The 26,412-nt window shown below is 41.0% G+C and carries 29 protein-coding genes; 14 read left to right on the forward strand and 15 right to left on the reverse strand.

Going from position 1 to position 26,412, the window contains the following annotated elements; all coding sequences use genetic code 11:
- The first annotated feature begins 217 nt into the window (after positions 1–217).
- The 4 genes from QM629_RS13000 (at position 218) to QM629_RS13015 (ending at position 3,487) form a co-directional block, all read left to right on the forward strand.
- Entirely contained in the window at positions 218–466 is a 249-nt protein-coding gene (locus tag QM629_RS13000; protein WP_415160310.1) for an Rpn family recombination-promoting nuclease/putative transposase, read from the forward strand.
- Positions 408–737 (forward strand): Rpn family recombination-promoting nuclease/putative transposase, encoded by a 330-nt coding sequence (locus tag QM629_RS13005; protein ID WP_415160311.1) that lies wholly within the window; start codon positions 408–410, stop codon positions 735–737. Before QM629_RS13000 ends, QM629_RS13005 begins: the two co-directional genes overlap by 59 nt.
- A 32-nt stretch (positions 738–769) precedes the next feature.
- Positions 770–952: a hypothetical protein gene (locus QM629_RS13010; RefSeq protein WP_415160312.1), complete on the forward strand. Its 183-nt coding sequence runs from the start codon at positions 770–772 to the stop codon at positions 950–952.
- Positions 953–1,219: 267 nt separating this feature from the next.
- Positions 1,220–3,487: a RelA/SpoT family protein gene (locus QM629_RS13015; protein WP_415160313.1), complete on the forward strand. Its 2,268-nt coding sequence runs from the start codon at positions 1,220–1,222 to the stop codon at positions 3,485–3,487.
- Here the strand turns inward: QM629_RS13015 and QM629_RS13020 are convergent.
- From QM629_RS13020 to QM629_RS13030, 3 genes are read right to left on the reverse strand one after another with little or no spacing between them, the layout of a single operon-like run.
- Positions 3,474–3,938 carry a hypothetical protein gene (locus QM629_RS13020; RefSeq protein WP_415160314.1) on the reverse strand — a complete coding sequence of 155 codons (465 nt, stop codon included), beginning with the start codon at positions 3,936–3,938 and terminating at the stop codon, positions 3,474–3,476. The two genes, QM629_RS13015 and QM629_RS13020, sit on opposite strands and share 14 nt — an antisense overlap.
- 1 nt (position 3,939) lies before the next feature.
- Positions 3,940–4,287, reverse strand: a complete 348-nt coding sequence (locus QM629_RS13025) for a phage holin family protein (protein ID WP_415160315.1) — start codon at positions 4,285–4,287, stop codon at positions 3,940–3,942.
- A 34-nt stretch (positions 4,288–4,321) separates the two neighbouring features.
- Positions 4,322–4,570, reverse strand: coding sequence for a YtxH domain-containing protein (locus QM629_RS13030; protein WP_415160316.1), 249 nt, complete (start codon positions 4,568–4,570; stop codon positions 4,322–4,324).
- A gap of 64 nt (positions 4,571–4,634) precedes the next feature.
- Here QM629_RS13030 and QM629_RS13035 point away from each other — a divergent pair, with 64 nt between their 5' ends.
- Positions 4,635–5,741, forward strand: a complete 1,107-nt coding sequence (locus tag QM629_RS13035) for an AI-2E family transporter (RefSeq protein WP_415160317.1) — start codon at positions 4,635–4,637, stop codon at positions 5,739–5,741.
- A gap of 14 nt (positions 5,742–5,755) precedes the next feature.
- On the opposite strand, the gene QM629_RS13040 is transcribed toward QM629_RS13035, so the two are convergent.
- Positions 5,756–6,499 (reverse strand): porin family protein, encoded by a 744-nt coding sequence (locus QM629_RS13040; RefSeq protein WP_415160318.1) that lies wholly within the window; start codon positions 6,497–6,499, stop codon positions 5,756–5,758.
- A gap of 248 nt (positions 6,500–6,747) precedes the next feature.
- Here QM629_RS13040 and QM629_RS13045 point away from each other — a divergent pair, with 248 nt between their 5' ends.
- Both QM629_RS13045 and QM629_RS13050 read left to right on the forward strand, forming a co-directional pair.
- Positions 6,748–7,035, forward strand: a complete 288-nt coding sequence (locus QM629_RS13045) for a DUF1778 domain-containing protein (RefSeq protein WP_415160319.1) — start codon at positions 6,748–6,750, stop codon at positions 7,033–7,035.
- Positions 7,032–7,535: a GNAT family N-acetyltransferase gene (locus tag QM629_RS13050; protein WP_415160320.1), complete on the forward strand. Its 504-nt coding sequence runs from the start codon at positions 7,032–7,034 to the stop codon at positions 7,533–7,535. The genes QM629_RS13045 and QM629_RS13050 overlap by 4 nt, the downstream gene beginning before the upstream one ends.
- Before the next feature lie 207 nt (positions 7,536–7,742).
- On the opposite strand, the gene QM629_RS13055 is transcribed toward QM629_RS13050, so the two are convergent.
- On the reverse strand, positions 7,743–7,937 hold the full coding sequence (locus QM629_RS13055; RefSeq protein ID WP_415160321.1) for a hypothetical protein: 195 nt from the start codon (positions 7,935–7,937) through the stop codon (positions 7,743–7,745).
- A 100-nt stretch (positions 7,938–8,037) separates the two neighbouring features.
- Between QM629_RS13055 and QM629_RS13060 the strand changes: the two genes are divergently transcribed.
- The 6 genes from QM629_RS13060 to QM629_RS13085 all read left to right on the forward strand — a co-directional run bounded on the left by QM629_RS13060 (position 8,038) and on the right by QM629_RS13085 (position 10,886).
- A complete protein-coding gene (locus QM629_RS13060; RefSeq protein ID WP_415160322.1) occupies positions 8,038–8,457 on the forward strand; it encodes a hypothetical protein in 420 nt (139 codons plus the stop codon).
- A 161-nt stretch (positions 8,458–8,618) separates the two neighbouring features.
- Positions 8,619–9,083 carry a hypothetical protein gene (locus tag QM629_RS13065; protein WP_415160323.1) on the forward strand — a complete coding sequence of 155 codons (465 nt, stop codon included), beginning with the start codon at positions 8,619–8,621 and terminating at the stop codon, positions 9,081–9,083.
- Positions 9,068–9,271, forward strand: coding sequence for a hypothetical protein (locus QM629_RS13070; protein ID WP_415160324.1), 204 nt, complete (start codon positions 9,068–9,070; stop codon positions 9,269–9,271). The genes QM629_RS13065 and QM629_RS13070 overlap by 16 nt, the downstream gene beginning before the upstream one ends.
- Positions 9,272–9,308: 37 nt before the next feature.
- Positions 9,309–9,503 (forward strand): hypothetical protein, encoded by a 195-nt coding sequence (locus tag QM629_RS13075; RefSeq protein WP_415160325.1) that lies wholly within the window; start codon positions 9,309–9,311, stop codon positions 9,501–9,503.
- A gap of 187 nt (positions 9,504–9,690) precedes the next feature.
- Positions 9,691–10,392 (forward strand): DUF3800 domain-containing protein, encoded by a 702-nt coding sequence (locus QM629_RS13080; RefSeq protein WP_415160326.1) that lies wholly within the window; start codon positions 9,691–9,693, stop codon positions 10,390–10,392.
- Positions 10,392–10,886: a hypothetical protein gene (locus tag QM629_RS13085; protein WP_415160327.1), complete on the forward strand. Its 495-nt coding sequence runs from the start codon at positions 10,392–10,394 to the stop codon at positions 10,884–10,886. The genes QM629_RS13080 and QM629_RS13085 overlap by 1 nt, the downstream gene beginning before the upstream one ends.
- A gap of 170 nt (positions 10,887–11,056) precedes the next feature.
- Here the strand turns inward: QM629_RS13085 and QM629_RS13090 are convergent, their stop codons facing one another.
- The 4 genes from QM629_RS13090 to QM629_RS13105 form a co-directional block, all read right to left on the reverse strand.
- Positions 11,057–19,714, reverse strand: coding sequence for a hypothetical protein (locus QM629_RS13090; protein WP_415160328.1), 8,658 nt, complete (start codon positions 19,712–19,714; stop codon positions 11,057–11,059).
- 2 nt (positions 19,715–19,716) lie between these two features.
- On the reverse strand, positions 19,717–21,261 hold the full coding sequence (locus tag QM629_RS13095; protein ID WP_415160329.1) for a hypothetical protein: 1,545 nt from the start codon (positions 21,259–21,261) through the stop codon (positions 19,717–19,719).
- Between the two features lie 82 nt (positions 21,262–21,343).
- Positions 21,344–21,550 carry a hypothetical protein gene (locus tag QM629_RS13100; protein WP_415160330.1) on the reverse strand — a complete coding sequence of 69 codons (207 nt, stop codon included), beginning with the start codon at positions 21,548–21,550 and terminating at the stop codon, positions 21,344–21,346.
- 290 nt (positions 21,551–21,840) lie between these two features.
- Positions 21,841–22,380: a hypothetical protein gene (locus QM629_RS13105; RefSeq protein WP_415160331.1), complete on the reverse strand. Its 540-nt coding sequence runs from the start codon at positions 22,378–22,380 to the stop codon at positions 21,841–21,843.
- A 124-nt stretch (positions 22,381–22,504) separates the two neighbouring features.
- Here QM629_RS13105 and QM629_RS13110 point away from each other — a divergent pair, with 124 nt between their 5' ends.
- Positions 22,505–22,732: a DUF2283 domain-containing protein gene (locus QM629_RS13110; protein WP_415160332.1), complete on the forward strand. Its 228-nt coding sequence runs from the start codon at positions 22,505–22,507 to the stop codon at positions 22,730–22,732.
- 116 nt (positions 22,733–22,848) lie between these two features.
- On the opposite strand, the gene QM629_RS13115 is transcribed toward QM629_RS13110, so the two are convergent.
- The 6 genes from QM629_RS13115 to QM629_RS13140 form a co-directional block, all read right to left on the reverse strand.
- The gene (locus tag QM629_RS13115) at positions 22,849–23,712 is read right to left on the reverse strand and encodes a BT4734/BF3469 family protein (protein ID WP_415160333.1); all 864 of its coding nucleotides are present in this window, start codon (positions 23,710–23,712) and stop codon (positions 22,849–22,851) included.
- 111 nt (positions 23,713–23,823) lie between these two features.
- Positions 23,824–24,942 (reverse strand): AAA family ATPase, encoded by a 1,119-nt coding sequence (locus QM629_RS13120; RefSeq protein ID WP_415160334.1) that lies wholly within the window; start codon positions 24,940–24,942, stop codon positions 23,824–23,826.
- 23 nt (positions 24,943–24,965) lie between these two features.
- Positions 24,966–25,265, reverse strand: coding sequence for a hypothetical protein (locus tag QM629_RS13125; RefSeq protein WP_415160335.1), 300 nt, complete (start codon positions 25,263–25,265; stop codon positions 24,966–24,968).
- Positions 25,258–25,476 (reverse strand): hypothetical protein, encoded by a 219-nt coding sequence (locus QM629_RS13130; RefSeq protein WP_415160336.1) that lies wholly within the window; start codon positions 25,474–25,476, stop codon positions 25,258–25,260. The genes QM629_RS13125 and QM629_RS13130 overlap by 8 nt, the downstream gene beginning before the upstream one ends.
- Before the next feature lie 160 nt (positions 25,477–25,636).
- On the reverse strand, positions 25,637–25,939 hold the full coding sequence (locus QM629_RS13135; protein WP_415160337.1) for a hypothetical protein: 303 nt from the start codon (positions 25,937–25,939) through the stop codon (positions 25,637–25,639).
- Between the two features lie 212 nt (positions 25,940–26,151).
- On the reverse strand, positions 26,152–26,412 hold a 261-nt coding region (locus QM629_RS13140; RefSeq protein ID WP_415160338.1), incomplete at its 5' end, for a hypothetical protein.

Below are 26,412 nucleotides of genomic sequence, written 5' to 3' on the forward strand. Positions count from 1 at the left end.
CAGCAGACTCAATTACAATATTTCAAAGAACAAAAATCTAATCAATTGAATATGTTCGATTTATAACGCAACGCTAATGATACATTTTATAAAGTCATCCTTGCTTATACAGCATGATTATGAGATTCCCGCCTTCGCGGGAATGACGTGCAGGAATGGGAGATAATCTTACAATCCTATAAAGCAGGTGCAAATAGCCAATGCACAAATTCATCCTGTGTTTACTATAACGCAGTTGCCGGATACTTATTTGTCGGAAGAGCTGAAGAAAACCATGTCCGATATTGTTTATTCCTGCAATAGAAAGGGCAGGAATAACGCTGTAAAATTAAGCCTGCTGATAGAGCATAAAAACTATCCCGACAAGTACACGCCCATACAAAGAGCAGCTGTCGCTTGTTATCCCTTTGCTGCTTTACCATGGCAAAGGCAAATGGCAATACCGCACTTTAGCAGGCCTTTTTGAAGATATGGAGGACGCGTGGAAACAGTATGTGCCAAACTTTGAATACGTGTATAATAACTTAGGCGCTTTAAGCGATGCAGAAGTGAAAATGCTGAAAAATAAATTTTTAGTGGCTTCGCTTCTCGCATTAAAGCATGGTTTTGAAAAGGAATGGTTGGGGCGTAATGCGGTGCAATTGCTGATACTGGCATCAAAAGGCCCGAAAGGGCTGCAAAAAGGCTTTATCATTTATTTGTACAGCAGGGGAAAGCTGGAAGAAAAAAAATATTAAATTCGTTGCCGGAACCAATAAAAGAAACAGTTATGAACACATTAGACATGTATATTGAAAAAGGCAGGAAAGAAGGTATTGAAAAAAAGAGTTGGGACGTTATAGAAAGCTTACTCATTAAATTAGGGATTACCGATGAGGAGGTGGCAGATATTGCCGAAGTGCCGGTTAGCTTTGTGAAAAAAGTACGCGCTGCAATAAATAAAAAGAAATAAAAAACGCCCTCAGTTCACACTACCATTTCCCCACCATCTCCCGTAAAGATAGTACCCGATTCATCACTGGCGCCTCTTAGTTAACTTAACAATAGTTAATACAGGATAGTATTCATAATCCTGTATTCTCCGGTAAGACCGCTGTCGCAGTCCGGCAGGGCTATTAAAATAACCCGTTGTTCTGTTCAATTTTAATTTTACATTTTGCAGCAATTACCACAGCATTAAACTTTTCTTTCGCCGTATTTTTTAGTAAATTCGTAGTGTATGAACGAAGTGCAGGCAACCGTACAGGAGGTGAAGCTACCTAAGTACAATCTTACAGAAGAGCAGGAAAAAAAATTAATTCTAAGACATTATCGTGCTTTATTAAAAACATTGCGCGGCAAGCTTAAGAAAGGCGATAAGGAAATGGTGCGCCGTGCCTTTGAAATAGCCGCCGATGCCCATAAAACCATGCGCCGAAAAAGTGGTGAGCCATACATACTGCATCCTATTGCTGTGGCCATGATCTGCGTGGAAGAAATAGGCCTTGGCGTGCGCTCTACCATTTGCGCGCTGCTGCACGATACCGTGGAAGATACTGACGTTACGCTGGAAGACATTGAAAAAGAATTTGGGCCTGAAATAGCCCGCATTGTTGACGGGCTTACCAAGATATCCAATGTAATGGATACCAACACCAGCCAGCAGGCGGAGAATTTTAAAAAGATACTGCTCACGCTCACAAACGACCCGCGTGTAATACTCATAAAGCTTGCCGACCGCCTGCATAACATGCGCACGCTGGATTATATGAAGCATGAAAAACAACTGAAGATAGCCAGCGAAACTATTTGGGTATATGCCCCGCTTGCACACAGGATGGGCCTCTACAATATTAAAACAGAGCTGGAAGATCTCTCCATGAAATACCTGGAGCCGGAAGCCTACCGGGAAATAGCGCAAAAACTTTCTGAAACAAAAAGGGAACGCAGCCGCTACATCAATGAATTTATCAAACCATTAAAAGAAAAACTTAAAAGAGCAGGTTTCAATTTTGATATCTATGGCAGGCCCAAAAGCATTCATTCCATCTGGAATAAAATGAAAAAGAAAGGGGTGGATTTTGATGAAGTATATGACCTGTTTGCCATACGCATCATCGTGTATTCATCACCCGAAAAAGAAAAGGAAGAATGCTGGAAAGTATATTCGATGATAACCGATGAATACATGCCTTCGCCCGAACGCCTGCGCGACTGGATAAGCAATCCTAAAAGCAACGGTTATGAAGCCCTGCACACAACGGTTATGGGGCCGCAGGGTAAATGGGTGGAAGTGCAGATACGCACCAACCGCATGAATGAGATAGCGGAAAAAGGATTGGCAGCACATTATAAATACAAAGAAGGCAGCAGCGAAGAAGACCGTTTTGACAAATGGTTTGCACAGATACGGGAAATGATCAGCAACCAGGATACAGACAGCGTTGACTTTTTGCAGGATTTTAAAACCAGTTTCCTCGCCGAAGAAATTTATGTGTTCACGCCCAAGGGGGATGTAAAGATGCTGCCGGTAAACAGTACGGCGCTCGATTTTGCTTTTGCCATTCACTCCGCTGTAGGCAGCCGGTGTATTGGCGCCAAGCTAAACCATAAGCTGGTGCCCATCAGCCATAAACTTCACAGCGGCGACCAGGTGGAAATTATTACCAGCAATAAACAAAAACCCACCGAAGACTGGCTGAAATTTGTAGTTACCGCCAAGGCAAGAACAAAAATTAAGGATTCGCTCAAGGAAGAAAAGCGAAAGATAGCGGAAGATGGTAAACAAATATTGCAGCGCAAGCTGGAAAACAAAGGCACTACATTTAGCCAGCAGAATATTGATGAGTTGGTAAGCTTTTACAAGCTCCCTTCGCAGCTCGACCTGTTTTACAATATAGCCATTAAACAAAACGATCTTAAAGAGCTAAAGGAATTTACCGTTAATGGCGGCAAACTTGAATTGAGCAGGCCGCAGAAAACAATTACAGAAGTAAAAATTCCTGAACCAGAGGCAAGGCCGGCTCCCAAGAAAGATTCGGAACTGATCATTTTTGGCGAGAGCAGCGACAGGATAAAATATTCGCTTGCCAAATGCTGCTCGCCTATTCCGGGCGATGATGTGTTTGGTTTTGTAAGCACGGGAAAGGGATTGATCATTCACCGGACCAACTGCCCCAATGCGGCAAGGCTGATGGCCAATTACGGGCCACGCATAGTAAAAACCAAATGGGCTAAGAACAAAGAAATTTCATTCTTAACCGGCTTAAAGATCCTTGGCATTGACGATGTGGGCGTTATTAATAAAATAACCAATATTGTAAGCGGCGAGCTGCGCATTAATATTTCAGCGCTTACCATTGAATCGGGCGATGGCATGTTTGAAGGAACAATCAAAATTTTTGTGCATGATAAGGAGGAGCTGGATGAACTGGTAAACCGTTTAAAGCATTTAAAGGGCATTTACGAAGTGCAAAGGCTGGATGCTGAAGACACTACGCTTTCTTAGGCAATTTAATTTTGGTTTTGAGCGAAGTAATAACCGGTGTTCTTTTGATGCCGGCGGTTGATGAAGGTATTTTGGCAGCATCGCTTTTCCTGTTTGAGAAATAGCTGTAAGCGCCTTTTACCAAAGCCATAAGGCCCAGCTTTTTTGCAGAGCCTACAATATTTTTTTTAAAGCTAAACCCTTTTGAAAAAGGATTGGCAAACAAGGTAACGCTGCTGAGCAATAACTTCCAGGTGCCGTTTGCGATCATTTTATTAATAAAAGAAGGCAACAGGTTATCCGCTGCGGATTTTACAGCATGATGTGGCAGCCGGCGCAGGCGTGCCTCAAGTTCTTCTTCATTTTTTTTTATACTCGCCTGTAAAAGCGCTATTTCTTCCCGCAACTCTTTAGTGGTATTAATTTCAGAAAGATCGTAAGTGCCATTTGCCACAACAATTTTAGAAGCCATGTTAATCTTTTTTATAGATAAGTTTTATAAATCTGTCAACAAAGAAATTGCGTAGCGTTTTTCTCAAAAAGAAGATTACAAACAGAAATATAATCAGGTAAAACAATGCAACAATACCAAAGCCCTTTGTTAAGCTGCCTGTTAAATCTGTAAGCCAATACCCAGCAGTGATGCTGGCAAAAATCAGCATAAACAATAATAATATAGCAATAATAATCATAGTAATTACTGTTGATGCCACACGCGAAGCCTTATCCGCCGCCTGCAACCTCAGTAATAAAACCCGTTGCTGTATATACTGATTTATTTTTTGTTTAGTTTCCTGAAAGTAATTCGATTCTTCCTTCATTGCAATTATTTTAATTGATGGCAGCTACGTAAACTTAATCCGCAAAATCTTTTGCTTTGCCTTCTATATCTTTTAAAAAAGATTTTCCTTTCTTAATAAAATCTTTAACCTGGTCTTCGTATTCGGAATATTTATTTTTAAGCTTACCGCCCGCTTCGTCTGCAGCATCGCTCACATCGGCCAGCAATTCTTTCCCCTTGTCGCTGTTAATAAACAAAGCTATAGCAACACCGGCGGCTACGCCAAGTATGATGCCACCTAAAATTTTTTGTCCTGTAGTCATAACTGTAAATTTAATTGAATGAATATTTGATTATTGGAATCTTAAAAAACTTTATTTTCATTGTATGGAGAATTCTTTAAGCAAGCAAGTTAACAGGTATATTTTTCTTGCCATTATTTTAATTTTTGCCTTTTTCCTGTTTGCCAGTTTGAGGCAGTTCTTCCCCGCATTCCTGGGGGCCATTACTTTCTACATTCTGAGCCAGCCATTTGCCACCTGGCTTGTAAAAAAGAAAGGATGGAATAAAGGCCTGACTGCTATACTCATCATCATTATATCTTTCTTCGTTATTCTTTTACCTGTAGCTACGCTTATCAGTTTGCTTTATAACAAGATTAGTGCCGTGTTGGCAAACCCTGATATAATTACCGGTTCCATTAAACAGGCCGACAGCATTATACATCAAAAATACCACATCAGCCTGATTTCAAACGATACACTGGCAACCATCAGGGCAAAAGCTTCGGAGCTTTTATCTGTTTTGCTCAATAAAAGCCTGGGATTTGTTTCTACCATATTAATGATGTATTTCTTTTTGTATTTCATGATCGTAAACACTAACCGGCTTGAGGCCGCTATAATATTGTACCTGCCTTTTAAAAAAGACAAAATACAATTATTCGGCAATGAACTGGTGCATCAAACATTCAGCAACGCCATTGGTGTGCCTGCCATTGCGGTGGCGCAGGGCCTTGCAGGCTTTTTAGGTTACTGGATCACCGGCATGAGCGAACCTGGTTTCTGGGGTGTTATAACCGCCTTTACTTCTTTCATACCTGTGGTAGGCACCGGCATTGCATGGGCCCCCATTGCCGTGTATATGTTTATAATAGGCCATTACTGGCAGGGTATTTTTATGCTTTTATACGGCGCCATTATAATGGGCCTGCTTGATAATGTAATCCGCTTTATACTGGCTAAAAAAATGGCAGATGTGCATCCCATCATCACGGTGCTGGGTGTAATACTGGGCCTGCAGTATTTTGGCATACTGGGCCTTATTTTTGGGCCCCTGCTTATCTCCTATTTTTTTATTTTGCTGAAGATATATTATGTGGAATATCAAAAGCCTGTAGCAAGGCAATTAAAGAAGCGGCAGATAGTGCCTGCATATATGCAGCCGTTTATCGGGCTTAAAAAACCAAAAGACAAACCGGGCTGCACAAGCTAAAAAAATACTGCCAGTTAAGGTTCTATATTGACTGAAAAAAGTATCATGCGGGAACTGAGCTTTCCCAGCACATTGGAATATTTAAGGTCCGGGTCGCGGTCATGAATATTGGTAAGGCCGTTATGTATCTTTATTTCAGGCGATATGGTTACAAAATTTAAAAAGAAGTTGAAGCCCACGCCGGCTTCAACTGCGTAATCATTTTTTTTTAGTTTAATGAGGTCTTCTGCATTACGCTCGTTTGAATTGCTGGCAAGGTCTGCATCGTACGTAAGCCCGCCTATCATATATACACGAAAATTATCAATGCGGTCAGAATTAAACTTTACCTGCAAGGGGAAGGTGAACAAAGTGGAGGTAAGTGTTTTCTTAGCCACTGTTTGCTCCAGCGTATTGGGATATTTGATGGAATAGGTAAATGTTCTGGCGCCGCCCACGGCCAGCTGCGGCGCAATTCTAAGCTCAAACCGGTTGTTTAGTTTTAAGGTGGCAAGCAAACCTGCTGAGAAGCCTCCGCTTGTGCCCGGATCTACAGAAAGCACACTGTCATATTGCAGGAAACGCGGATCTTTTTCGGTGTGAAGCCCCATATTAGCGTAGCCGAAAGTGAGCCCGAAATAATAAGGCAGGTTATCATGATCGGGGCGCTTAATATCCCTCTGGGCATTTGAAGTTATGGTTACCACAAGCAGGCATATAAAAATCACTTGCTTCCGCAATAAATAACCAATCTTAGTAACAGATTTATAATCAATCATTTGCAAATAAAATAACCGCCGTGAGGTACAAATAGGGAACAAAAACACAACTTTTTTAGCTTTTGTGCTAATAAACGCTATTCGCCCCTGAATAATTGCACGGTTTAATTTTTATCTTTTTCTAATTTACCCAGTTACAGGAAAGTAAATAATTAAGATCCCGGTCTTGAAGTACCAGGATTTTAAAAGTTAACTATTGCAGTACGGATAATACCCGTACATTTGAAATCATCGCAAAAATAAAGCACATGAAAATAGTTGAGAAGGAAAAGGCCCGTTTTGATACCAGGTTACCTAAAGAGCAAAAGGAATACTTTGAATATGCTGCCCGTTTGGGAGGTTTCAGGAACCTCACCGAGTTCATTGTTTTTTCAGCCCGGCAACAGGCCAGTATAATTGTGAAAAGCCACAATAGTTTTCTTACATCAAAAAAAGACCAGGAAATATTCTTTGATACAATTATGAACCCGCCTAAGCCGAATAATGCGCTTAAAAAAGCGTCCTCACGTTTTAAAGCAGCCTTACAAAACAAATGAACTACATAACGGTTGCCTTAAATACTTCGCACAATAAAGCCGGTTTTCTTTGCGGCAAACAGCTTCTTGATGACTATTTGCATAAACAGGCAAAGCAGGATGTAAAAAGAAAGTTGTCTGCCTGCTTTGTGCTTGCCGATAAGGATGAAATAACGGTGAAAGGTTATTACACTTTATCCGGCGCTTCCGTTGCAAGGGATTTGCTTCCGGAGAACATTATTAAAAAGCTACCGCCTTCTTATATGGATTTACCGGCGACCTTATTGGGCCGCCTCGCAGTTGACAACCGCTATAAAAAACAAGGATTAGGTGAATTGCTGCTTATAGATGCATTAAAGAGAAGCTATGATATTTCCGTTAACAGTATCGGCTCTATGGCTGTGATTACTGATCCTATAGATGAAGCTGCCGTAAGTTTCTACAAAAAATATGGCTTTATATTGCTTCCCGGCAGTGGTAAAATGTTTATACCAATGGACACAGTGGCCGGATTATTTTAGTGTTGAAAGTTGTTTCAGGCAGCTTTATCAGCAGGCTTCCTCTTTGTTAGCTTTAGCTGCATCTATTCTTTCTATTATATTGGATTACAGGGAGCATTAGTATTTTTGCATTGCAGAGGCATGTCACATAAGAAACAGAACCACTGCGTAAGCCACTTAATTAAAGTGTTTTATTTTCCTGGATAAAATAGTTTAAGTATCCACGTATTATTTCTTTTTAACCTTGTTCGCTTCAATCGTATATCCAAACTGCTTTAGCAATTCGATGGCGCCACAATCCCCGAGCGTTCCTTTTCTATGCCGACCTAAGTAAATACGAAGCTTAGAGTTGGGCGTCAGTTTAGCTGCCGCCTTAAATTCTTCCGATTCTATTAGCTGTTTAAGAGCATTTTCTATAGTCATAAAACAAAAATAAAAAATATTTGTTACAAATGTAACTCTGTGTTTGTTACTTTTGTAACATTGCATTCTAATCTCATTTATTAATTTAAAAAAAACAATTATGACAACACAAAATGAAAAATTATTTAATCTCAGGGAAGATCAGATTAAATCTTTAGCCGAAAAAATGAAACCATGTGTAAATACCCAGGCAAAAAACGATTTAGCAGGCGCGTTTCTATCATTAACAAGTCAACGTTTTGTAAGCCCTGAAAATGATTTTGAAGGCATTCGTTCAGCGCTGCGGTCTATCACTTGCTTACTAACAAATCCTAAAATTTCATCTCAATTAGATTGCATGAATGCAGGGACAGTATTGTATAACCTTATGGTGTTTTTTGAAGAACTATCCGGCGATAAAGAAATTCACAAATACCTTTTATACAAGTGGCTTGAACTATACCATACACACGCCGCATACGAAGCCGACTTTGATTTTTTATCCCTCACTGTTCAAGATTTTTTATCAAAAGAAGAATAACAAAACCATAAAACATATACTATGAAATCAAAAAAGAAAAAATCTAAACACAAAAAAGCGCCAAAGCCTGACGCAATTCAGCGATTACTTTATTTAATGCGCCAATCTATTCAAAATAAACAGACTTCACATTTAATTTAAACAACTTAAAATTTTTAATTATGTCAACAAAAACATGCACAATAGCATCTGATGAAAACAAGCAACTCTGCATAAATATTATAAAGCAGGCTGTACCACTTATTCACAAAAATCCATACGCTCAACACCCTTTAGAAAGCGGAATATTAGCAAGCCACTTATTTGAAGGATTCCACAATCTTCTTTTGACTGATAGCCCATACATGCAGGACTGGGGAGCTAAAATGCTTGAATACGAAGATTTGCTTCAAAGCATTTTAATTCTTTTAGGCAAACCCAATATTGTTAATTTATTGCCAGATCATCACCAGGAAAACGCTTCATTAATGATAGGGGATTTGATCAATTTTTTCAAAGGGGTTGATACAGATGATACGGTTTCGCTTTTAGATTTAGAACGACTGGATTATTTACCAACCGATAAGGAAGTTCAAAGAAGCATTGAGATTTATACAAATAAAATAAGCAAATGTTTGAGCCATTAAATAAAAAGCAGCCTTCACAGTATATTCTTTCTTTAATTAATTTTTTTGAGCTTATCGGCAGGGACGTTCCTGAAGCGGAAATACATAAGTACCGCATTGAAAATTACGAAAAAGAATATACAATTAATGCCATACTTGACCGCTATAAAAGTGAAGTGGCAGAAGCTAAGCAAAAGCATAAATTATGAAACCTGATTTATTTTGTACCTCTGTAAAAAAATTATTATGACAGAAGAACAAAGAGCGACGCTCCTACGTGTCCGAAACGCGATAGACGACCTGCTTGCAGAAGGTCAAAAGCCTCCTGTAAAGCAGGCACGTCGGAGCGTCAATCTTAAAGCATACGCAGAAGAAATCATGAGAACCGGCAAATGGTTTAAGCCGGTTGAATTAAGAAAAACCAAAAAGAAGTATTTTTAGAATAGCAGAATATAATATGCTCTCTCTTTAGGTATTTATAATTTAATTCAATGCCCGGTAATTCGCCGGGCTTTTTTATTATCTATTTTAGTACAAACGACATTATCGGTATAATGAGCTTTTCCATTTGGCTTTAATTGCTAAAATTGCTGTTTAATTACATGATAATAAGAATAAAACAATAAAAATGTACAGTCTTTTTATAGATGAAAGTTGCCATTTAGAACATGATAAAATGCCTGTCATGTGCATCGGCTATACCAAAATAAATACAGAGCAGTACCGGACCATAAAGCACCAGATAAAACAGATAAAGTTACGCTACAAAAATCCGGCAGAAATAAAGTGGAACACACTTTCGCTTTCACGCCTGCCTTTGTACAAAGCATTAGTGGATTATTTCTTTTCAGCCGAAATAGATTTTCGTTGCATATTGGTAAAATATAAAGACAAACTCAATCATGAGCAATTCAATCAAGGCGACCACGATAATTTTTATTATAAGCTCATTTATTTCCTTCTCAAGTCGGCAACCAATCCACCCGTAAACCAATATAAAGTGTATTTGGATATAAAAGACACACGGGGCAAAGAACGTCTGCGTAAAATAGAGGAAGTACTGCACAACAAATACAATGGCAATTCACCATTCATATTCTTTCAGCACATTCATTCCGATGAAAATGTACTATTACAATTAACTGATCTTTTTATTGGTGCAATCACTTTTAAGGCGAGAGGGTTAGAAAAAGAAAATGGCGCCAACAAAGCTAAAGTGGAGTTAGTAAAATATATTGAAGAAAAATCAGGTTATCTGTTGAACGAAGGCACAGAGCCGTGGGAAAACAAATTCAACATTTTTGACCATCAACCAAAACAACCCTTGTAATGCTTTTAGATGATTTAGAGATATTATTTGACGATTTGGGATTTAGCGGCCCAACAGCCGAGCAGTTGCAGAAAATGTTAGATTGTTTTATGAATGATTTTGTGCTTAATCCATTTAAAATAAAGGGAGCTAACGTAACAGTAAGTACAAAACCTTCATGGCATAGAGATTTCAGAGGAAAACCCGAGACATTTGTACATCTTATTACAAGAGAAAGTAAGTACAAAGGCGAAAGGGAATTTGACCATCAAAGAGCAAATCGCATACATTGGGTAAAAGAAGTCTTGCTCAATCATAATTCCGGAAGAATAAAATATTATGAATATGCTGATGAAAAGGGGGTGGCAAAACAACACTATTGGTTTGAAGAACAAAATTTTATGGTAGTGTTGAAATCTGTCTTGCCCGACTTGATGGTAATAACAGCTTTCTGCATTGATGACTTTGAAAAACCAAAGCATCGTAAACGCTATAATGCCTTCAGGAACAGGTAAAAATAAAAAATGCACTTCGATGAGTGCATTCCACAAATACGGTAATGTGGGCTACCACTGCCTTTACTCTTTGAGTAATGCAAGGCAAATATAGAAAGCAAACTGAAAAGTACAAGCTAATTTTCCTCAAAAAATACTTATGTTATTGATTATCAATTATAAAAAAATTTTTACTTTTCCTTTGCTGCCGCCTGCTCAATCTTCATTTGCTGCTGCATCAGTTTATAGGCCTGCCGGTCGTTATCTATATGAGGCTTCACAATATTCGGCATGGTTAAATTCATTATCATACGCATGTAGTTAAATGAATCTTCATCTTCACTGCTCCATTTAGGTTTGAAATCAAAGCCCGTCTCGTCAGCAATCATGCCTACCAGCGGGTTAACGTCTATTACGCCTTGCGCAAAATTGGCGCCCATCTGTTTAAAGCCGTTGTCCATTGTCTTTACATCGCGGGCAAACTCAATGGCCGGTTCACCAGTCATATAATCCCTCAATCCAATAATGTAAGGCGTGTGGCCGGTGGCTATCGTTGAAATGGCGTGTATGGAAGGCGAAGTAATAAGCGGCGACAAAAAGCTATTCAACTGGTCTTTATACATAGCTTCTGCTACCTGCCCGGCATTGCCATCTGATTGTATGGTATTATAGGCAGCGCTTAATCCTAATCCCCTTGCGCCCCTGTCGAGTGTGCGGTTGAAGAAACCCATATTAACATCCTGCGGCTTGCCATTCTTATAGAATATCTTTTGCAGGAAAGGATGTTTGTCAATATAATTCAATTCATCATCATTAAGCGGTATCATTAAAAACCTTGATTCTTTATCATCCCAGGGATAATTGCCGGTATTCGCTTTATAGGCCACTGCCCAGGTAGCAGTTAAACCAACCGCACCGGCTGAAAATAATTGGGCGCTCCTGTAAATCATCTTATCCTTTAACGATAAACTTTTTGTAGGCAATGGCGTAATGCCTAACCATCCCTTTACACCATTCTTTAAAAAGGTTGAGGCTGCGGTAAAGAAAGGGCTTATGCCATTGGCTTTCACTGTCCTCCCCAACTGCCCTTCAAGATTAAATACATAGTTGCCCAACTGGTTTACGAACCGCCTTCTTTCTTCCGGCGTGGCTTTGGGGTTTACTTTAAGTGCAATCCTGTCCATCAATACACGTGCCTTTAGGTCTATACCCTTCCTGCCATACAGAAAAGGTGAAAGATTGACAGGCAGCACTTTCTTTGCGCCGGTTGCTTCCGCAGTTTCTGCGTTCCAGGTTACATGCCTGGTGCGGTTGCTTATAAGGCCAACGTTAGCCATATCCTGAATATGCTCAACAGCTTTTGGGCTGGTAACATCTTCATTAATGATATTGAAAATCGAAGTAAAAACCTTCGTTACTGGTATATTACCAATTGTCTTGCTTGCCAGTGAAGTGCCGGGGAATGGAGTACCATTAACAACGCCGCCAACAAGGTTTGCAGTATGAATGGCCGGCTCAAATATGCCGCCTAAAGCAAACGAGGTTATCCAATCCATCACTTTGCCAAACATCGTTTTATCGTTGGCCGTATTTTCCAGCAATGGTTTCAGTTCTTTATGCAGCCAATCAGGAATAATTACTTTCTGCGGCGGCACAACCGTTTTCTTTCCATCTGTTATTTTTATTGTGTTTTCACCAATAGAGATTATCCTTGCCTTATATACTTCGCCATTTATGGAAAGATGGTTTGCGCCTGTATCAAACGGGTTTAATGTTTTAATTAAGCCTGCATCTTCCAAAGCTTTTACCATAGCAGCCTTATTGTTGTTTTTAAAGGCTTTGGTTAGCTGCTCATTCAATTTTGATACAGATATATCATAAGCGTTTGAAAGGCCGGTAGCGAATTTATTTGCAAGGTTTATGGGCTTTTTGAGCTGTGGTGATGATGGCGAAAGAAGATTTCCTTTAACGTCCATCGGAATCAACGGGAAGTAAGTATCAAGTTCTCCCAAAGCATCTGAAAATATACCTTCATTACTTGCATGGTTATCTCTTACCGGCTTTTCAATAAGTGATTTATACAAGTCAAGCGCATCTTTAAAATTGCTGTCGTTAACTATTTCATCATAGCTCCGGCCTTTTGAAAAATCAACATTGGCAACATGATCTGCAGCATATTCAAAACTTTCTTTCAGTAATTGTTTAAGCTGGTCAAAATCATTGTTATTGATTAATGCTGTTGCATCCTGCCTTAAATTTTCAAGCGGTGATCTGGCTTCAATATTATCAAGCAACTCTCCCACATTGCCTTTTACTCCTTCAATCAAATTAATATCTGAGGTGTTATCAACCGCAGCAGCCAATTCCTGCCAGCGTTTTCTTATACCATCCAAACGGCTTTGTACAACAGCCTGGCGCAATTCTATCCATGTTTTTGCACCGTACTTGCCTGCAATGGCATTAACGGCTTTGCGTATAACCATTGAAGCCTGTGAAGCAGATGAAGCGAATTTTACAGCCGCCTGTTTAGCTTCCGGTGATAGCTGGCCTAACTGGTTAAGATTGCCGGTAAAGTAGTCTTTAACAGCAGGCAAAATGCCAACATACTTTTTGCCTTTAATGCCGCTTTCTTCATCTGCAACAGGATTGCTAACTAACTGGTTCAGGTCTCTTGTTCCTTCTGCTTCGTAGGCTTTCAAGCCTTCATTATAGATTTCTTCAATGGCCGGGTCTGTTTCATCCATTTTAAAACGTTCGGCAAAGCTCTTTGCAAAATCTTCTTTTGATAGCTTACCCTGTGAGGAAATGAACCGCCCTTTGGCGTAGTTCACCCATTTGTTGAAGGTGCTTTCATTACGTGCATTGCTGCGAAGTATGCGTTCAATCTCTTTTTCTGTGAGGTGCTGGTATTCATCCGGCAGCACTTCTTTTATTTCTTTAGCTGTAACTCCCGGCAAAACCTTTTTTACATCGTCTATGAAATCACGAAGTTCTCGATCTTCAGGGCGCAGGTCATAATCAACAATGCCCGTTTTTTTGCTGTATGTGCCTTTATTGGCCGTGGCAGATTTTATCTGTTCCGGCTCAAAGGCAGCCTGTAAATCATTTGCAGGCATTGTACGCCCTGCAAGCGTTTCTTCCCTGCCTTTAACTATCAGCCCGTCATGGCCGTCTTTTATCCATTCATCCCTTTTGTTTTGCCAAAATTCAGGGTTATTATGATAGTTGTCCCTCCATTTATTAAACTGTTCCAGCGATATTTCTTTGGGGTTTTTAATAGATACAAAAGAAGGCATTATGCTATTTCCAAATGTTTCTGCTATGTCCGGCTTATCAGTAAACCAAAAACCCACCTTGCCAGCCCATTTCCTGCCTGCATTTTTATCAAACTCATTAAAGTTTGCATCTGTTCCGTGATATACCGCCAGCGGCTCCCCGTTTTCATCAACTACTTTGGAATAATCGGTATTAAACTTTTCTCCATTGTTTTTTACAGCATTTTGTAGTAAATTTGTAGCGGAAATGGTGCTTGGCTGTTGGGTGCGTGAGTTTGTTCGGCTACCATCACCCGTCCCCCCGGCTTCGACCGGATAGGAGCCAAGCACCTCCACAGCCGACACTTCAGAAGTATAATACAAATCCTTGCCTAAATCTTTTCCTTTCTCGCCTTTCTGGTTTTCTTTATACTCTTTTACGGTAAGTTTTACCCTATATGTTTTGCCCTCATATTCAATTGCAGAATACAAGCGGTGCATAGATTGTATTTCTTTTACATTCTTTGTGTCAGGATAACTCTCGGCAAGAATAGCCGTTTTCATCAACTCCCTTATTTTCGCTACCGCCGCAATCTCAATAGGCAACAACTTAGGCGTTTTATTTGCACTCTCTGATAATGACTTTCTTATTGCACCCCTGCTTATATATACGCTCTTGCCGGTATCATCGTTCTTTACAACATTGCCTGCTTTATCTACGTTGTCCGCTATTTCATTGGCGTGTTCTTTTAATCCTTGCGCCTTTGGTTTATCAGCCTTGTGAACGGTTGTTTCTTTCTGCATCAATTCCCAATCGCCAAACCACTTCTTAAACCTTTTTGTCCGCACGGTAGCCCATTGCCTTTCATTAAGCCTTGTTGGCTTGCCGTTAGGAGCTTTCATGTATGTACCATTAGCTTTGGCATCGCTTATAATCTGTTCATGTTCCTTTTGTATAGCTTCTGCCGCTTCCGGCTTTATGCCAATTACCTTTCCTTTACTGTCGCGCAATAGTTCATTGTCATCAAACACATCCGCTTCGCCCACCTTATCCTGTTCCTTAAAATATTTATCCAGCCCTTTGTTCTCCACATGCCCTTTCAGGCCTTCTGCATCGCCTGTTTCAAATGCCGCCTTTATATCTTCGGCAAACTTCTTTAAATCGTTAGGGTTACCTATATGTATTTTAATGCCTAAAGCATCCAGCAATTTGTTTATAGTGCGTATAATGGCGCTCCTTCTTTCAGATGGCAATTTGCTTACATCAATATTTCCCTGCGCCACCTGTGTAAGAAATTCGGTAATGCCCTCCGGCGCATGTTTGCTTTCATCATATAAAGCTACATGCCGCCACACGGCATCCATGCCATCCATGCCTTTGGTTTGCTTTACAAGGTCATTCCAAACACTGTTCAGCTTTTCGGTGGCTACGCCATATTTATCATAAACAATGGGGTGCAGGGCTTCGTGTATAGCCGTGCGCGGGCTTTTGTCGGCTTTAATGGCTTCAAGGTTCAGCATAAGCCGGTGTTCGCCATTTTTGTTCATTATCGCTTTGCCGCGCTCGCCTTCGCTGCCGCCTGCTTTTATGTATTCCGCTTCGGTGTTATAGGTTTCCACCTTTGCTTTGGGGTACAGTTTTTTAATTACCGTTTCGGCAGCATTGGTAAATTTCTTCAGGGTTGTTTCGGATGATGCCTGCTGCGCCAAACCCCGTTTGTCCTGCTCCTGCAATCCTGTATTATGCTCAATTTCATTTTCGCTGCCTTTCCTGTTTTTTAAAGCCATTGTGGTGTCTATGGCATACAGCTTACCATCTTCACCTTTAATTACATTGCCGTCATGCAGGTCGTGCAGGTTAGTATCATCTTTAGTGTAGTCAAAGCCAAGCCTGTCCGGGTTAGGCTTGTACCCGCGCTTTGCGGCAAATTCATTTATCTCCGCTTCGGTTGGAACGCCGCCATCCGGATGTTTTTTAATATAACGCTGTTCAGTGATAATTGAGAAATTACCATCTTCATTTTTGCCGTAGCCTATAACCTTTAATGTGGTTTCGGGAAATTCTGTATTATGCAGCGTAATGGCATCAAGCGCATGTTCAAGGGTGGGGAATTGCTGATAAGTATCGAAAGATTTTATAACTACGCCCCTGTCAGGGTCATACCAAACTTTGCTTTCTTTGCCGCTATCAAATGGATGTCCATATTTACTTTCTAAATATTTTTCTGTATTGGCATGCCATATCTTGTTTTTAACGGCATACTTTCTTACATCGGCTTCCTGCCGTTCCGATAGTTCATCACTGGTTAATTCCCTTCGTAATACCCGTACTTTTTCAGGATGTCCGGGTGTGGCTTCCAGTTTTTGCCCCGATATTTCCTTGTATCTATTATCACTTCTTCCAGCGATAAGTGCGGCTTCTGTGAGGTGTTTTCCTCCCCGTTTAAGCCCTTCCTGCTCTCTTTCGCTGAAGCGTTTGTATCTTGATTTTCCTGTAATGATTCTTTCTGCATGTGCTGCTATTTTTTGTAAAACAGTTTTATTAATACCATTGTTTGCTATCTCCGAATATACGTCTTTCAGAGGCTCTTTTCCAAATTTATTTTCGCTTTCGCCGGTTCTTTTGTCCTGCTCTGTTACGCCTTTTTTACCCGAAGCCTTTTTAACAAATGGCGCTTCTTCATATTCTTCTTCCGGCACATCGGCTTTCACATCTCCATCGCCAAAATAATCATCAAACTTTATCCCCTGCCTTTCACCAGTCTCCGGGTTGCGCCAATGCACCATATCATCATTCACCATACCTTCCATCGCATCATAAATGGCTTTAGCGCCTTTAGTTTGCTTACCTTCCTTTATATCATTCAAAGCAGCTTCTTTTTGCTGCTGGCTCATATTTTTGCCATCCTCTCCAACAATAGTCAACCCGCTTGCAAGGTCTGGTTCATCTGTTAAACGGCTTACAGTATCATGTGTTTTGTCGCTATAGGCATCAGTATCAAATTCCGCTTCTGTCCTGTTGGTTACAGTGCTTTTTTTCTGTACAGGGTTGCCGCTTTCATTAAATAGCTTTCCATAGCTGTCATCATACTTCAACCCAAGCTCATTAGCGGCAAGCTTTATTTCATTCACTTCCTGCGCCCGGCCTTTATAGTTTCTTGCTTTGCCATTATGGGCTGTTATCCTGTCAAGCAGGCTGTTAATCTTTTCCTGTTTGTCTATGCGCTGTTGTTCAGCTTCACTTGTACCGCCTTTGGCTATTTCATCATCCACAAGGCCAAAGAAATGTTCATCATCGCCATTGGCTTTTTCAAACAGTTCATCTGCCTTTTCAGGATTATTCCTAAGCCATTTATTACGGGCTTTTATTTTTTCATCTTCTGTTGGCTGCGGTACATCTTTTCCAGCGCTTTCTTTTGCCGCGCCTTCTTCATTTGCGGCGATACGTCCATTGCCTGTATCGCCTGTTTCAGTTGCTTTTGCTAATTTTTTATTTACATCATCTAACTCTCTTAAAACCTCGTGCCTATCATTTAAAGTACCCTCGCCAGTATCAAGCTTGGATTGAGCATCACCAGCCAACATTTCTTCAAGTTCCAATTTTCTATCTTTCAGTTTCTTTACTTCTTCTTTGCTTAGAATGTCGTTATTTATTTCGCTAACGGGGTCGCCGGTAAGCTCGTCTGTATCTACCTTCTGCCAGTCCTCCCCATCTTTTATTCTGGCAATCTTGCTATCTATATCATCAATTTGTTTCTGAAAACTCTCCTTCACATCTGCCTTAAAATTATCATCGGCCGCAGCCACCTTTTCTGCCTGCGCTGCCTGTATATCTTTCTTCTTTTGTATTAATCCGGCCAGTGAAGCCTTTGTGTCATTATCAAAACCATCAGGAATATTATCCCATGCGCTTTTATAATCGGCATAATCTTTTAATGCTTTCTGCCCCTGTTCACTGCTTAATGCCCCTGCTGCAACTTCCGCATTCACTTTCTTTGTTAAAGCTTCTGTAGAAAGGTTGTTTGCCAAATACCCTTTTGCCTGCGATTTCAGCCATTTACCCGCAGCCGCGCCACCACCCATGCCTATACCCATTGCTGTATTCATAGCAATGGTTGGCAACACCTGTTCGTAAGCTGCATTGGCGGCGTTCTGCAGAGGGTCGCCTACATCATATCCCAAATGGCTTTTATAAGCGTCTGTAAACAGGCTGCCCATTGCGCTTAACCCGCTTACCTCTGCTATTGATTTAGGCTGGGCTTTTACGAAATTGCCCACCTTGCCCAAAAAACTTTTTGCCTGCATGGCTTCACCGCCGGTAAGCATACCAGCCGCAGTAAGTGCCGTGCCTTGCAGCCATGCATTATATTTATCCGCATCGCTTGCTTTGTCAGCCATTGTAAACGCTTCTTCATCTGTATGCTCCTGTTCTTTTGCTTCTTTGTAGTGTTGAATAAGCGAAGCATACTTTGCATCCCTTCCCATACCCGGCACAGTTGCAATACCAGCTATTGTACCACCCGCCCACATACCTAATTGCGGGCTTCTTGTTAATGCACCCACACCTATGCCTGCCAGTGTGCCTGCCGCACCCTTTGCCATCATTGGAACAGTAGAGGCCAACGAATAAGCATTGCTCATTTCATCAGGCCGAACCGGCAGGTATTCATTATCGGCTTTCAGAAGGTTGTTTAAATAGTTAATCTTTCCCTGCTCATCCATATCATCCAGCTTATCCAATTCTGCCGCTACCTTACCTTCATGCTGCAACCCGGCTTTAAAATTCTCCCAGCCATCCATGTTATACTGCACTTTAGGGTTGCCTGCATTATCCGTATAAACGCTGTATTTGCCATCTTTTATCCCATTCCATAATTCTGCCTGCTTCTTTTGCACCGCAGGCATACGGTTAAATGCTTCAAGGCTGTATTCTTCCGGCTTTTGCTCAAAGTTTTTTAAAGAAATATCTTTAGGCTTACCGGCTTCAACCGCATCTTTTATATTGCTTATATCACCAGTCTTATCAAAGTATAATTTCGTGCTGTTTTTAATAGCCTGCACTTTATCCAGTTCCCGTTTCTGGTCTAACTCAAAAGCGGTTTCTTTTGCCTGCATAGCCTTTGCTGTCTGCGCAGGCTGAAAAGAAGTGTTGTTATCTGTTACAGCTTTCTGTTTAGGTTGTATGGCTGTTTTAAATGCATCAGGCACTTGTTTTGATGCAGCCTGTTCCGTTGTTGTTTCCTTCGGCTCTCCGTAAGTATCTATCTGCATTGGCTTACCACCTGTGCCGGTATAGTTTACTTTTTCAGCAGGTTTATACTTCTTGTTAAGAAAATCCTGCATCTTAGCATTTTCCGAGCTAAGTGCTGGTTGCTGCTGTACCTCTTTGCTGTCAAAGCCTAATGGCTTTGCAGAAGGATAAGCTTTAAGAAAAGATTCAACTTTTTGCACAGGTATATCGAATGTGTCTTTATCAACAGTATAAGATTGCACCTGAACAGCATTTGGATATTTCTTTAAAAAGCTGTCTGCTTTTTCTTCAGGAATATCATAAATATCATTACCAACCTTATATGATTTCTTACCATCAGGCATAATTATTTTCTTTTGTATTGATTAAAATCGTCGTCGCTGTCCTGTTGTGTGTTTGCAGGCTTATTCCCCCTCTTTATTATTTCCTGCTTTTGCTTTTGGCTGGTATTTACGGCAGAATTTACATCTGTATAAGTAAGCGGTGCAATAATTTGAGGCTTATGGTTTGTTCCAAGTAAAAATTTTCCGTTTTCTGCCCTGGCTAAATACAATTGGTTGCCATCATCATAAATTGCAATATCAGCATTGCTAAACGGTACGGCAGTGCCATTGTTATTTATATTTTTTTCTGCAATTTTATTGGCAGTATCTACCATAGTTTTTTGTGCTGTTGCAGAAAGATTAATTAAAGGCAATCCGTTATTACCCCTTTTTCTTTCATTTTTCATTTTTGTTTCTATCTCCCCGTACACATCATTTATTTCCGGGGCAGCGCCCGTTTTCGTGCCGGAAGCGCCGCCCGTTGTTAAACCACCAATTGCAGGTAGCCCCAATTGTATTCTCGTGAGTGGGGCAGAATTTGTTTCCTTTACCTCCGGCGCTATCTGGCTTTTATCGTTGCTTACAATATACCTCGCCACAAAATCCCTGAACAGCAGATTATCTTCGGCGCTATCCGGCTTTATTCCCTGCGGCCTCCGCCTTGCCCACAATGTCCGCAAGCCAAACAGGCGCATTGCATTGCTGCCCACGTACTTATCAAACTTATCATCAGGTAATGTTATCAATGGTGTTCCCGGTATGCTTTCAACGTCCGGCACAAGCTGCGGTATATCCCCCGTGCCATTTACAAAGCCTGTCTGCGGGTCTATATCTCCGGCCACCTTCATAAACGGTGATATATATCCGCTATATTTCTTATAAATTTTTTGCCCCGCACGGTCTGTCTGCATCGTGCCCTGCACCTTCTGCCCGCCGTGTTTCGCATCTACGGTATTATACAGCCAATTGTTTAGGAAGTCAAAGCTTTTTACATAGTTCCCTGCTGCGGGATTATCCGGGTTAAGCATATTGGTAACCATGCTGCTGTTGCCCCAGGCAAATTGCGGCTTAATGCTGTATGTGCCGTCCACATTTTCGGTAAAGAAGTCTTTCACCACGTTATTGCCTACATCATCATGCAGCTTCAGGTAATCAAATGTGCCGTCTTTATCGCCCTGCTGCATTATTTTCAGGGCTTCCTCCTGTTGCTCTATGCGCGCCCGTATGGCGTTATCTACCAGCCCGATAGGCTCTGTCTGCTGATATATCCATGCCTTAAATTCCTCCCTCGGCATCTGGGTAATTTTTTCCCGCGCTTCGGCCTTCACATCGGCAATTCTCTGGTTAAGCACATCATTGGCTTTTTCGCTGGGCGTCTGGTACTTGCTGAAATCTGTATCAGCATAATAGTCCTTCCACTTATCCGCTTCATCCTGCTTAGCCTGCTCCTTCTTCTTTAAGCGATCCTGCCGCATGGTGGCAACAGAGGTGTTCAGCGCATCCCTGTACTCTGCGCGCGCATTGGGGTTTAGTATGTACCCCGCCTGTGATAAGTCTATTCCTGCCATAATGTTTAATTTTTATTGTTTAAAGTTAATATTTTTTATTAGTATTAAATCCGTTCTTATTGATTTACAATGCTATAACCTATTATTCATTTTCCTGATTCCATAGGTCAACCTGTTGTTCAATAGCGTCTATCATTCCCGCCAGAATATAAGATTCATCCAATGTTTTCTGCATATCCTCTATGCTTTGTAAAGTGTCAATCTTAGCATAAAGCGCCTGTTGTTTCTTTTTCAGGTGTCCGGCTAAACCTGTCCATGTTTCAGCCTGGCTAACTACATAATCGCTCATTTTTTAATTGTTTATTGAGTTGTATAATTAAGTTCAAAAACGCTCCCTCTATTTTATAGCACCTGCTTTCAAATGCCCGCCGCCGGGCTATATAGGTTTTCAGATACCCGTTTTCTTCCAGCATCCTCAATTCTTCTGCAACGTGCTGATGGCGTAGCGGCGCGCCGTCTTTCCGCAGACGCAGGTAAACCGTTGATGCCGTTATTATCCTGCCACTGTCAAACAACAACTTGACACACCAGGCCACACAGAGCGTGGCCTCGGTAAAGTGCTTTAGGCGTTGCTTGCGCTTAAAGTTTTTCAGTGCTTTTCGCATTATGTAAATCCTGCTTATGTGTTGATAATATCTCATCGTACCATTGTGTAAATTGTTCCATATTGCCTGCTACCATATACAGGCCACCTGCACTTTCTATGCGCTGTTTCTCCTTCAATTGTTCAGGCCGCAGCCTGTCCCGGGTAGCCTTGCATTTTATTTCGATTGAAACAGGTTTGCCATTGACGATACAATGCAGGTCGGCCGTTCCTCTATTCGTTGTGCTGCGCGTCCAGCTTGCTTTTTTATATGATCCACCGTTTGCCAATTGAATAGTTTCCAAACGGACCTGCCCCTGGCAGTTAACCCGGTTGCTGTAATGGCCGTTGAACTTCAGCCAGTCCGTTATGCAACGTGTTAACCCATTTGTGGTCTGGTCAGTGTAATTTGGCGGGAACGGCACGCCGAAATCCCTGCAGCCGGCATAATTTGCCAGCATATATTTTTCACGGGCCTGCAGCAATCTTTGTTTCCAAAGAGGAAGCCTGCTGTTATATGTTGTACCGTTATGCATTAAGTAATAAATTTGAATATTTTTGATTGGTGAACCAGTGCAAAAGCATTTCCGGAAAAACAATAAGGCTTACAGATGAGCGCTGGTTGCATATTGTGGAAAAGCTGATTAAACGCACTATATTATGGCAGAAATTATAATACCGGAAATGATACAGGCCCTGAAGGCGGTACGGCAAAGCAAGGCAAATGATATTCACATACGCTATGATGAAAAAGCGGATGTTATGTATGTGAATATTGGCACACCTGTACCTGCAGAAGACAGCGAGCTGGGCGACGATGATATTTTGTACCGTTATGCCAATGGCGAAATAATCGGGCTTACCATAACCCGTTTTAGTAAGCGGTAGTATATTCATTTGTTCTCCTTGTTATTTTAAATTTCTGGCCCTGATATTCAAATAGACCGCCTTCGGGGTGCTGGGCAAACCATTTATCAAAAGCCGTTAATGCTTCTGCATGCTCATTACGCTGGCTTTCGCTGGCCTTCCCTGTAACTTCTTTCTGCACATCTGATGAACTCTGCAATCCCATCAGCAAAGACTGTGTTTCCATAAATAATATCTTTTATCGTTTGTAAATTCTCTTGTGTTCCTGAACGCTGCCCGACTGCATAAGCGATTGAGTTCACGGTACTGTTCCTGCTGCCTGGCTGCACATTAGCTAAAACATCTAAGCATTTTGCAACGTACCGGTTTGTTTTGCCTGTATAATTTGCTTGCTGCTGCGGTTTGTATTCAACAGGCTTGCTATAAAATTTTTTAATCTTTAAAGGCGTGGGATCGTCCCTTATCAGCATGTTTGCATCATAACTTACATAACGCAGATCAGTAACATTCCTGCCTTTGGTTGTGTCCGGCTTTATACCGTAGATGTGTTCAAATACATTAAAACAGTGCTGTGCGTATTCTGCAAGCCTTTCCGGCTCCTCAATTAAAGCCAGTGCATAAAAACCCTTACCACTGCATGACAGGCCGCAGAAGCCTATAAACGGCAAATCAAACACAGCCTTTTTGAGTTCTTCAATATCATATTCACTTATTGCCGCTTCGTCAAAATCAAGCTGAAGTACATTTGTTCTTATATGACTTGTATCATCCTTTTTTCTTGATTGGCATTGACCTGCCGGCGTCCATCCCTGCAGCTTTGCTTTCAGCCCCCTTTTTTGGTTATCATAATCCGGGCTGCCTTCATCAAGCTTTCGCATCGAGAAAACATGCGGCAGGCTTGGCCAAAATTCATACCGCAGGATGCCATCAATCGTTGCAACCCTGCTTTGTGTTGCCGAATGATTGTCAAAAAGTGCCGTATGTTGTTCTAACCAATTCATCGTTTTATGTGTTCCATTTGTGTTTTTAGTATCATTTTGGGTAGGTATCGGTATCAGTATCGGTATCATTACGCCCTTATATATATAAGGGCGTGATACCGTGATACCGGTTCAAGTTTGATACTGTTTGATACCGGTTGATACTGATACCGATTGAAGCCTGTATCTGTCATCTTGCCCTTTAATTATCCAGTTATTTGCGGATGAAACATTAATATATCTTTTAGCGGTTGGTTCGCTGCATGCAGTAGCTGCTATGATCTTTCTTACAAGTTCCATGTAGGTGCAAGCCTCCAAAGGCCCTAAAACTTCGTTCATACAGCTTTCAATCTGTTTCAACTTGTTTTTTTGCTGATTGCTTGCAGGTGCATCAACTTCAACATGATACCCCTTTTCAATGGAGTATTTAAAATGTATTGACTGTAAATCACCGGCCTTTCTGCTGAATGTAGTTTTGGCAATACTTATTTCATCTTCTTTTGTAATGCTTATAATGCCGTAACACTTACGCTGTATTTCGCTGCCTAAATGGCCGCGTTCTTTTGTACTGCCTGGGTTTTGGTGTATCACAAGTATCACAGGGCATTGATACCGGATTGCCAAGTGTGTGAAATATTCCCTTATTTCAGTTGCCTGTTCGGTGGAATTAACATCTTTAATATAATCTGCTGCACCATCTATAAAAATGGCATAGATGCCGCCAAAATGCGTTGCTGATGCTGAGCAAATAGCATCTGTTGTTTGTTTATAATCAACTATTGATAATTGCCGGATATTGTACGAAAGAAAATGATCCGGTGTATTCGCAAGCTCCAAGCGCTTTAAAACAGTTTTTACATTGTGCTGCTGATCTGCTTCAGCCTGTTCCGTGTCGAAGTTTAATACAGCCTTTGTATCAACATTGGCTGCGATCTCAATACCTCCAAACAAACTTGCACATCCATCTATACTTAATGCCCCAGCCATAAGCATACTACAGAATGCTGTTTTACCAGCTTTTGCCTGTGCGCTTATAGCGGTTAAGTTTCCCGGCGCGGCAATACCGCAGCCATCCCAGGTTATAACAGGCTCATTGTTTGGATAATCTTTTTCTGCTGTAATCCGTAAATGTTCAAAGTTCGATAATCTGATAGGCAATTCGCCTTCTTCAAAAGTCTCGCCTTCAAAAAGCGGAACGGGTTTAAGATTATTAGCATTATTTGTATCAGTATTTATCGCTACATTTGCCATGGTTTGAATTTTTTTTAGCTCTGTTAGCGCAGAGCTTTTTTGTATAATTTAACTGCTTTTTTTACATCGCGGAGCTTGAAGTATGCCGCCCCATCCAATACAGTTTTAGGGATTAGCCCATCCTTCACCAAACGGCTCAACGTCTGCCTACTGATAGAAGGCTGGAACAACTGACACACTTCTGATGGTTTCAGATAAACTTCGGCCATTGCTCTTTTCAGTTTTTTAGCTATAATATCGCGCACCTCATCGCTTCTGATAGCCTCTGCTAACATATCTGTAATTTCCTTCGGGCTGTAAGCGGTAAAATATTCTTTAGCCATTGGTGTATTTTCTTATTGTTGATGAAACGTTTTCGTTGATGAATTGGATTAGCTGTTCGCCGGTAAACAGAACTTTACCATTCAGCATGATTGATTTAAGCCGGCCTTCTTTTCTCAGCATATTCATAAAGCTTGGGCGGATGCACAACGCCTTGCACGCTTCTGTTTTTGTATAAATCGCGCCTTTTTGTATTATTATTTTATCCGACATAAAACACTGTGTTTTAGTTTGAAAGCAAAGATGATAACATTTTTATTGTAAACCCCTCCAGGCACACCTACATGATTCAACATCGCGGTTTGTAATATCTCATAAATGGATAAAGCCTGATTATCAATATATATTCGGATTTGCGGGCTTACTTACTTACTTATTTTATTTTATATGATTGATTTGAAATAAAACAGGAGTTTCCAGACCTGCCATAATACGGGCTTGTGGGGTCAGTATATAAAAGGCTTTGAAGGTTTGCCGCATTGTCATTAAAAGCCTTATCCATCATCTTTCCACCATTGGGAATAGCATTGATTAGATAGTTATAATCCTCGTTTGGCAAAACCTTTACAATCTTTGAATTCGGGTCGTTAGGATTTAATGGAATATCTTCTGTATGGACTACCGTATTACGCCAGCTATCTGCTCTAAACTTACCATTACCTTTATATGGGGCCACATCGTGAAACCTGTCGCCATAAAAAATAATATCATTTCCAGCTTTTGATTAGAGATAACATTCAGCAATGGTGCAATGCTTCTTTGATAAGCGCTTTCCTGCCCCTGGCAGTTAATACGGTTGGCATAATAGGAATGATACTTTAACCAGTCCTTTATTGCGGCTGTAAGGCCGTTCGTAGAAGTATTGCTATATTTCTACTATATAACTACTCAAGCGACCTCCGCTTTTAACTTAGCCAGAGTTCGTTCTAAGTAGGCAATTTTTGCTCTCTGGCATTTCTTTTTATACTCGTCATTATTAAATGGCTGAAAGGGTTGTTGATAGCGCACCATTTTGTAATAGATGATGGCCAGCTTTCTTGCAGTAGCCACGATGGCATATTTGTTTCCGCCTTTGGCTTTCATTCTTCTAAAATAATCACCTAACCAGTGGTTGCTTTTTTGCAATGCATTGGCGGCATACCGAAAGGC

This window comes from Parafilimonas sp. (assembly GCF_047606085.1).
Classification (GTDB): domain Bacteria; phylum Bacteroidota; class Bacteroidia; order Chitinophagales; family Chitinophagaceae; genus Parafilimonas.

Bases quoted from the DNA above. Each gene is read 5' to 3' on its own strand.
- QM629_RS13010 (WP_415160312.1), top strand. From the start codon at position 770: ATGAACACATTAGACATGTATATTGAAAAAGGCAGGAAAGAAGGTATT.
- QM629_RS13015 (WP_415160313.1), top strand. From the start codon at position 1,220: ATGAACGAAGTGCAGGCAACCGTACAGGAGGTGAAGCTACCTAAGTAC.
- QM629_RS13020 (WP_415160314.1), bottom strand. From the start codon at position 3,938: ATGGCTTCTAAAATTGTTGTGGCAAATGGCACTTACGATCTTTCTGAA.
- QM629_RS13025 (WP_415160315.1), bottom strand. From the start codon at position 4,287: ATGAAGGAAGAATCGAATTACTTTCAGGAAACTAAACAAAAAATAAAT.
- QM629_RS13030 (WP_415160316.1), bottom strand. From the start codon at position 4,570: ATGACTACAGGACAAAAAATTTTAGGTGGCATCATACTTGGCGTAGCC.
- QM629_RS13035 (WP_415160317.1), top strand. From the start codon at position 4,635: ATGGAGAATTCTTTAAGCAAGCAAGTTAACAGGTATATTTTTCTTGCC.
- QM629_RS13040 (WP_415160318.1), bottom strand. From the start codon at position 6,499: ATGATTGATTATAAATCTGTTACTAAGATTGGTTATTTATTGCGGAAG.
- QM629_RS13045 (WP_415160319.1), top strand. From the start codon at position 6,748: ATGAAAATAGTTGAGAAGGAAAAGGCCCGTTTTGATACCAGGTTACCT.
- QM629_RS13050 (WP_415160320.1), top strand. From the start codon at position 7,032: ATGAACTACATAACGGTTGCCTTAAATACTTCGCACAATAAAGCCGGT.
- QM629_RS13055 (WP_415160321.1), bottom strand. From the start codon at position 7,937: ATGACTATAGAAAATGCTCTTAAACAGCTAATAGAATCGGAAGAATTT.
- QM629_RS13060 (WP_415160322.1), top strand. From the start codon at position 8,038: ATGACAACACAAAATGAAAAATTATTTAATCTCAGGGAAGATCAGATT.
- QM629_RS13065 (WP_415160323.1), top strand. From the start codon at position 8,619: ATGTCAACAAAAACATGCACAATAGCATCTGATGAAAACAAGCAACTC.
- QM629_RS13070 (WP_415160324.1), top strand. From the start codon at position 9,068: ATGTTTGAGCCATTAAATAAAAAGCAGCCTTCACAGTATATTCTTTCT.
- QM629_RS13075 (WP_415160325.1), top strand. From the start codon at position 9,309: ATGACAGAAGAACAAAGAGCGACGCTCCTACGTGTCCGAAACGCGATA.
- QM629_RS13080 (WP_415160326.1), top strand. From the start codon at position 9,691: ATGTACAGTCTTTTTATAGATGAAAGTTGCCATTTAGAACATGATAAA.
- QM629_RS13085 (WP_415160327.1), top strand. From the start codon at position 10,392: ATGCTTTTAGATGATTTAGAGATATTATTTGACGATTTGGGATTTAGC.
- QM629_RS13090 (WP_415160328.1), bottom strand. From the start codon at position 19,714: ATGCCTGATGGTAAGAAATCATATAAGGTTGGTAATGATATTTATGAT.
- QM629_RS13095 (WP_415160329.1), bottom strand. From the start codon at position 21,261: ATGGCAGGAATAGACTTATCACAGGCGGGGTACATACTAAACCCCAAT.
- QM629_RS13100 (WP_415160330.1), bottom strand. From the start codon at position 21,550: ATGAGCGATTATGTAGTTAGCCAGGCTGAAACATGGACAGGTTTAGCC.
- QM629_RS13105 (WP_415160331.1), bottom strand. From the start codon at position 22,380: ATGCATAACGGTACAACATATAACAGCAGGCTTCCTCTTTGGAAACAA.
- QM629_RS13110 (WP_415160332.1), top strand. From the start codon at position 22,505: ATGGCAGAAATTATAATACCGGAAATGATACAGGCCCTGAAGGCGGTA.
- QM629_RS13115 (WP_415160333.1), bottom strand. From the start codon at position 23,712: ATGAATTGGTTAGAACAACATACGGCACTTTTTGACAATCATTCGGCA.
- QM629_RS13120 (WP_415160334.1), bottom strand. From the start codon at position 24,942: ATGGCAAATGTAGCGATAAATACTGATACAAATAATGCTAATAATCTT.
- QM629_RS13125 (WP_415160335.1), bottom strand. From the start codon at position 25,265: ATGGCTAAAGAATATTTTACCGCTTACAGCCCGAAGGAAATTACAGAT.
- QM629_RS13130 (WP_415160336.1), bottom strand. From the start codon at position 25,476: ATGTCGGATAAAATAATAATACAAAAAGGCGCGATTTATACAAAAACA.